This window comes from Accumulibacter sp. (assembly GCF_031732815.1).
Taxonomy (GTDB): domain Bacteria; phylum Pseudomonadota; class Gammaproteobacteria; order Burkholderiales; family Rhodocyclaceae; genus Accumulibacter.
This window is the reverse complement of the sequence record NZ_JAVMKF010000202.1, coordinates 1-3,749: the sequence shown is the minus strand read 5'-3', so window position 1 is coordinate 3,749 and position 3,749 is coordinate 1. Positions and strand designations below refer to the sequence as shown.

Sequence of the window (3,749 nt, the reverse complement as noted above, 5' to 3'; positions counted from 1 at the left end):
TCAGGCGAGGTGAGGGTAAAGAGGGTAAAGAGCCAGGGTCAGAACAGGCTGTCGCGCGTCACGCCGCCACGCCGAATGATCCGGCGCAACTGATCGAGCGCTTCGATCTGCACCTGGCGCACGCGTTCGCGCGTCAGGTTGAGGTCGGCGGCGATTTCTTCGAGCGTGCTGGTTTCCCGCCCACCGAGGCCGTAGCGCCGTTCGAGCACCTGCTGCTGTTTCTCCGGAAGCTGGTGCAGCCAGCCGCGCAGCAGTTCGCCGAGTTCGCTCGACTGCAGCAGAACGTCGGGCTCGAGCAGGCTTTCGTCGGCAATCGTGTCGCCCACCGTCTGGCTCGGGTCGACCTGCAAAGGCGCATCGAGCGAGGCGATCCGTTCGTTCAGCGCCATGATGCGGCGCACGTTGTCTACCGGCCGGTCGATCAGGTGGGCAATCTGATCGAGCCTGATTTCGCGTCCGCTGGCCGATTCGAGGTGGCGGATCGCGCGCAGAACGAGGTTGATTTCCTTGACCACATGCACCGGCAGGCGAATCGCGCGCGACTGGTTCATGATCGCGCGCTCGATGCTCTGTCTGATCCACCAGGTGGCGTAGGTGGAGAAACGGAAGCCGCGCTCGGGATCGTATTTCTCGATGGCGTGGATCAGGCCGAGATTGCCTTCCTCGATCAGGTCGAGGAGCGGCATCCCGCGGTTCAGATAATGCTTGGCGATGTTGACTACGAGGCGCAGGTTGTGCTCGATCATGTTCTGTCGAGCGGCAAAGTCGCCGGCCCGCGCGCGGCGCGCCCAGTGGGCCTCTTCTTCCTGTGAAAACAGCGGCTTGGCGCCGATTTCACTGAGGTAGTGCTGGGTGACGTCGTTGAGCAGCTCGGCTTCCGGCGACGACGAAACCTCCTCGATCGACGAATCGGGAAAGACGCCTTCGTTCGGAAAAGCGGGCTCGAGAAAGTCGTCGACCTCCGCGTCCGCTTCGGAATCGAAATCGCCCGCCATGCTCAGCGTTGCGGCAGATGCTTGATCGGGTCGACCGGCTTGCCCTGCCGGCGAACCTCGAAGTGGAGTTTGACCTGATCCGTATCGGTGTTGCCCATCTCGGCGATCTTCTGTCCTTTGCCGACGTTCTGCCCTTCCTTGACCAGTATCGTCTGGTTGTGCGCGTAGGCCGTCAGAAAGGTGTTGTTGTGCTTGATGATCACCAGTTTGCCGTAACCGCGCAGGCCGGTGCCGCTGTAGACGACCTTGCCGGCCGCCGCGGCATTGACCGGATCGCCGGCGCGGCCACTGATGTCGATCCCCTTGTTGCCACCCTCGCTGAAACTGCCGATCAGCTTGCCGCTCGCCGGCCAGATCCAGGTGAGCTCCTCGTTGTTCGCCGGGTCGGCCGCGCGGGTTTCGCTGCCCGCCTCCGGTTTCGCCTCCGGTTTTGCCTCGGGTTTGGCGTCGGCTTTACTCTCCGGCCTGGCCTCCGGCCGGGCTTCCGGTTTGCCATCGCTGCGTGCCGGCGGCTTGCTTTCTGCTTTCGCCTCGCCTTTCGCGGCTGGTGCCGCGGCGACGACCACCGGTTCGGCCTCCTTCTTGCGCGCACGCGCCAGCGCCTGATCCGAATAGGCCTCCTTGCCCGCCTTCGGTTCGCGCTTCAGTGCGTCGCCGGCGCTGCCCAGCGGCCGCTGCTCGGGCGCCGCAGCACCGGCGATCGGTCTGACCACCGGCGCGTCGCCGCCCGCCGTCGCCCCCGACGCCTTGACGCGCAGCGCCTGGCCCACCAGGATGAGATTCGGGTTTTCCAGGTTGTTCCAGGCGGCCAGCTCGCGATAATCGAGCCCGTGATCGAGCGCGATCGAATAGAGCGTGTCGCCTTTCTTGACGATGTAGGCATCCTTCGGAACTGCGGGGACGGGCGCCGAGCTGACGGGCTGCCCCTGCCCGCTGCGGTCCACTACCTGCACCGGCGAGCGACCAGCACAGCCGGCCAGCGCGAGCGTTGCCGCAACGACGAGAACGAACCCATTTCGGGCAATACCAGCGTGATCCTTCATTCGACTCCCGGTAATAGCGGAACAAAACGAACAGCGTCGAGACGGGTTTCGACGAAGCCCTCGGCCCGATGTTCGATCAGGCAGAGGTATTGCGTCGCGCCACCAATCGGCAGGATCATTCTTCCACCCAGCGCGAGTTGCCGCAAGAGTGCCGGCGGAACCGTCGCCGCCGCCGCAGCGACGATGATCGTCTCGAAAGGCGCCGCCTCCGGCAGGCCAGCCTGCCCGTCGGCGTGTTTCAGGCGGACTTCGACTTGCCCGATCTTGCGCAGGTTCTGCTTGGCTTTGGCGAGCAGCGGCGCGATACGTTCGACCGCGTACACCTCCTTCGTCAGTTGCGCCAGGACGGCTGCCTGATAGCCGCAACCGGCACCGATCTCGAGCGTCTTGCCGAGCGAATCGCGGCCGGCGCGCAGCGCCTCGATCATGCGCGCGACGACGTAGGGCTGCGAGATCGTCTGGGCAAAGCCGAGCGGCAGTGCGGTGTCCTCGTAGGCGCGTGAGGACAAGGCCTCTTCGACGAAAACGTGCCGGGGAACGGCGGCCAGCGCCGCCAGCACGCCTTCGTCTACGATGCCCTTCTGGCGCAGGCGCTCGATCATGCGCACGCGCGTGCGCTGCGAGGTCATGCCTATGCCCTGCCTGGCGAGGTTCATTGCCGCAACCAGTCGCGCACCAGCGGGAGCTGCGCGCTGTGCGTCAGATCGATCTGCAATGGCGTGATCGATACCTGATTGTTGTGTACGGCGTAGAAGTCCGTCCCTTCGCCGGCATCCTCGGCCTCGCCGGCAGCGCCGATCCAGAAAACCGTCTCCTGGCGTGGCGAGAGCGTGCGCACGACGGGTTCGGCCTTATGCCGCTTGCCCAGCCGGGTGACCACCAGGGCGCCCAATTGCGCGTGCGGGACGTCCGGCACATTGACGTTGAGCAACACCGGCTCACGCAGTGAGCGTCGCTGCAAACGGGCAACCAGTTCGCGCGCGACGCGCGCGGCGGTGACAAAATTCTCCCCGCCACGGCTGCACAGGGAGATTGCCAGCGAGGGAATGCCGAGCAGGAAACCCTCGGTCGCCGCGGCAACCGTTCCCGAGTAGATCGTGTCGTCACCCATGTTGGCGCCGTTGTTGATTCCCGAAATGACCATGTCGGGCAACTCGTCGAGCATGCCGGTGACCGCCAGGTGTACGCAGTCGGTCGGCGTGCCATTGACGTAGTAGAAGCCGTTCGCCGCGCGTTTCAGCGAGAGCGGTCGATCGAGCGTCAGCGAATTGCTGGCGCCGCTGCGATCACGCTCGGGCGCTACGACGGTGACCTCGGCCACGCCCCTCAGGGCATGCGCGAGTTGTTCGATCCCCGGGGCAAAGTAGCCGTCATCATTGCAGAGCAGAATCCGCATATCGTTCCACGCGCAGACAAGCTGGCAGAGAGGCAAAAAAAACCGGCAGCTTGCCGGCCTGTGGATCATCGGCGGGCCGCAGCAACGCGGTCGCTGGCCAGGCCTCAGGCGCCAGTCGGTAGAAGGTGGAAAACCAGCGTCGTGCCAAGCCGGGCTTCATTATAACCGTCTGCGGCAAGCGCCGAAACCACCGCTGTCGGGCTGCGGCATTTCGGTTATAATCGCGCCATGTCGGGGCGTGGCGCAGCCTGGTAGCGCACTTGCATGGGGTGCAAGGGGTCCCGAGTTCGAATCCCGGCGCCCCGACCAACTGCA

The 3,749-nt window shown here is 65.0% G+C and carries 4 protein-coding genes and 1 tRNA gene; 1 reads left to right on the top strand and 4 read right to left on the bottom strand.

The window, feature by feature from the left end; translation table 11 throughout:
- Positions 1-38: 38 nt before the first annotated feature.
- From rpoS to surE, 4 genes are read right to left on the bottom strand one after another with little or no spacing between them, the layout of a single operon-like run.
- Positions 39-995, bottom strand: coding sequence for an RNA polymerase sigma factor RpoS (gene rpoS / locus RKP46_RS13040; RefSeq protein WP_311107036.1), 957 nt, complete (start codon positions 993-995; stop codon positions 39-41).
- A gap of 2 nt (positions 996-997) precedes the next feature.
- Positions 998-2,038 (bottom strand): peptidoglycan DD-metalloendopeptidase family protein, encoded by a 1,041-nt coding sequence (locus tag RKP46_RS13035; RefSeq protein WP_311107035.1) that lies wholly within the window; start codon positions 2,036-2,038, stop codon positions 998-1,000.
- Entirely contained in the window at positions 2,035-2,694 is a 660-nt protein-coding gene (locus tag RKP46_RS13030) for a protein-L-isoaspartate(D-aspartate) O-methyltransferase (protein WP_311107034.1), read from the bottom strand. The genes RKP46_RS13035 and RKP46_RS13030 overlap by 4 nt, the downstream gene beginning before the upstream one ends.
- On the bottom strand, positions 2,691-3,434 hold the full coding sequence (gene surE, locus RKP46_RS13025) for a 5'/3'-nucleotidase SurE (protein WP_311107033.1): 744 nt from the start codon (positions 3,432-3,434) through the stop codon (positions 2,691-2,693). The genes RKP46_RS13030 and surE overlap by 4 nt, the downstream gene beginning before the upstream one ends.
- 232 nt (positions 3,435-3,666) lie before the next feature.
- Between surE and RKP46_RS13020 the strand changes: the two genes are divergently transcribed.
- Positions 3,667-3,743, top strand: a tRNA-Pro gene (locus RKP46_RS13020).
- Positions 3,744-3,749: the final 6 nt, after the last annotated feature.

Coding starts and splice junctions, on each gene's coding strand:
- RKP46_RS13035 (WP_311107035.1), bottom strand. CDS start 2,038: ATGAAGGATCACGCTGGTATTGCCCGAAATGGGTTCGTTCTCGTCGTT.
- rpoS (WP_311107036.1), bottom strand. CDS start 995: ATGGCGGGCGATTTCGATTCCGAAGCGGACGCGGAGGTCGACGACTTT.
- surE (WP_311107033.1), bottom strand. CDS start 3,434: ATGCGGATTCTGCTCTGCAATGATGACGGCTACTTTGCCCCGGGGATC.
- RKP46_RS13030 (WP_311107034.1), bottom strand. CDS start 2,694: ATGAACCTCGCCAGGCAGGGCATAGGCATGACCTCGCAGCGCACGCGC.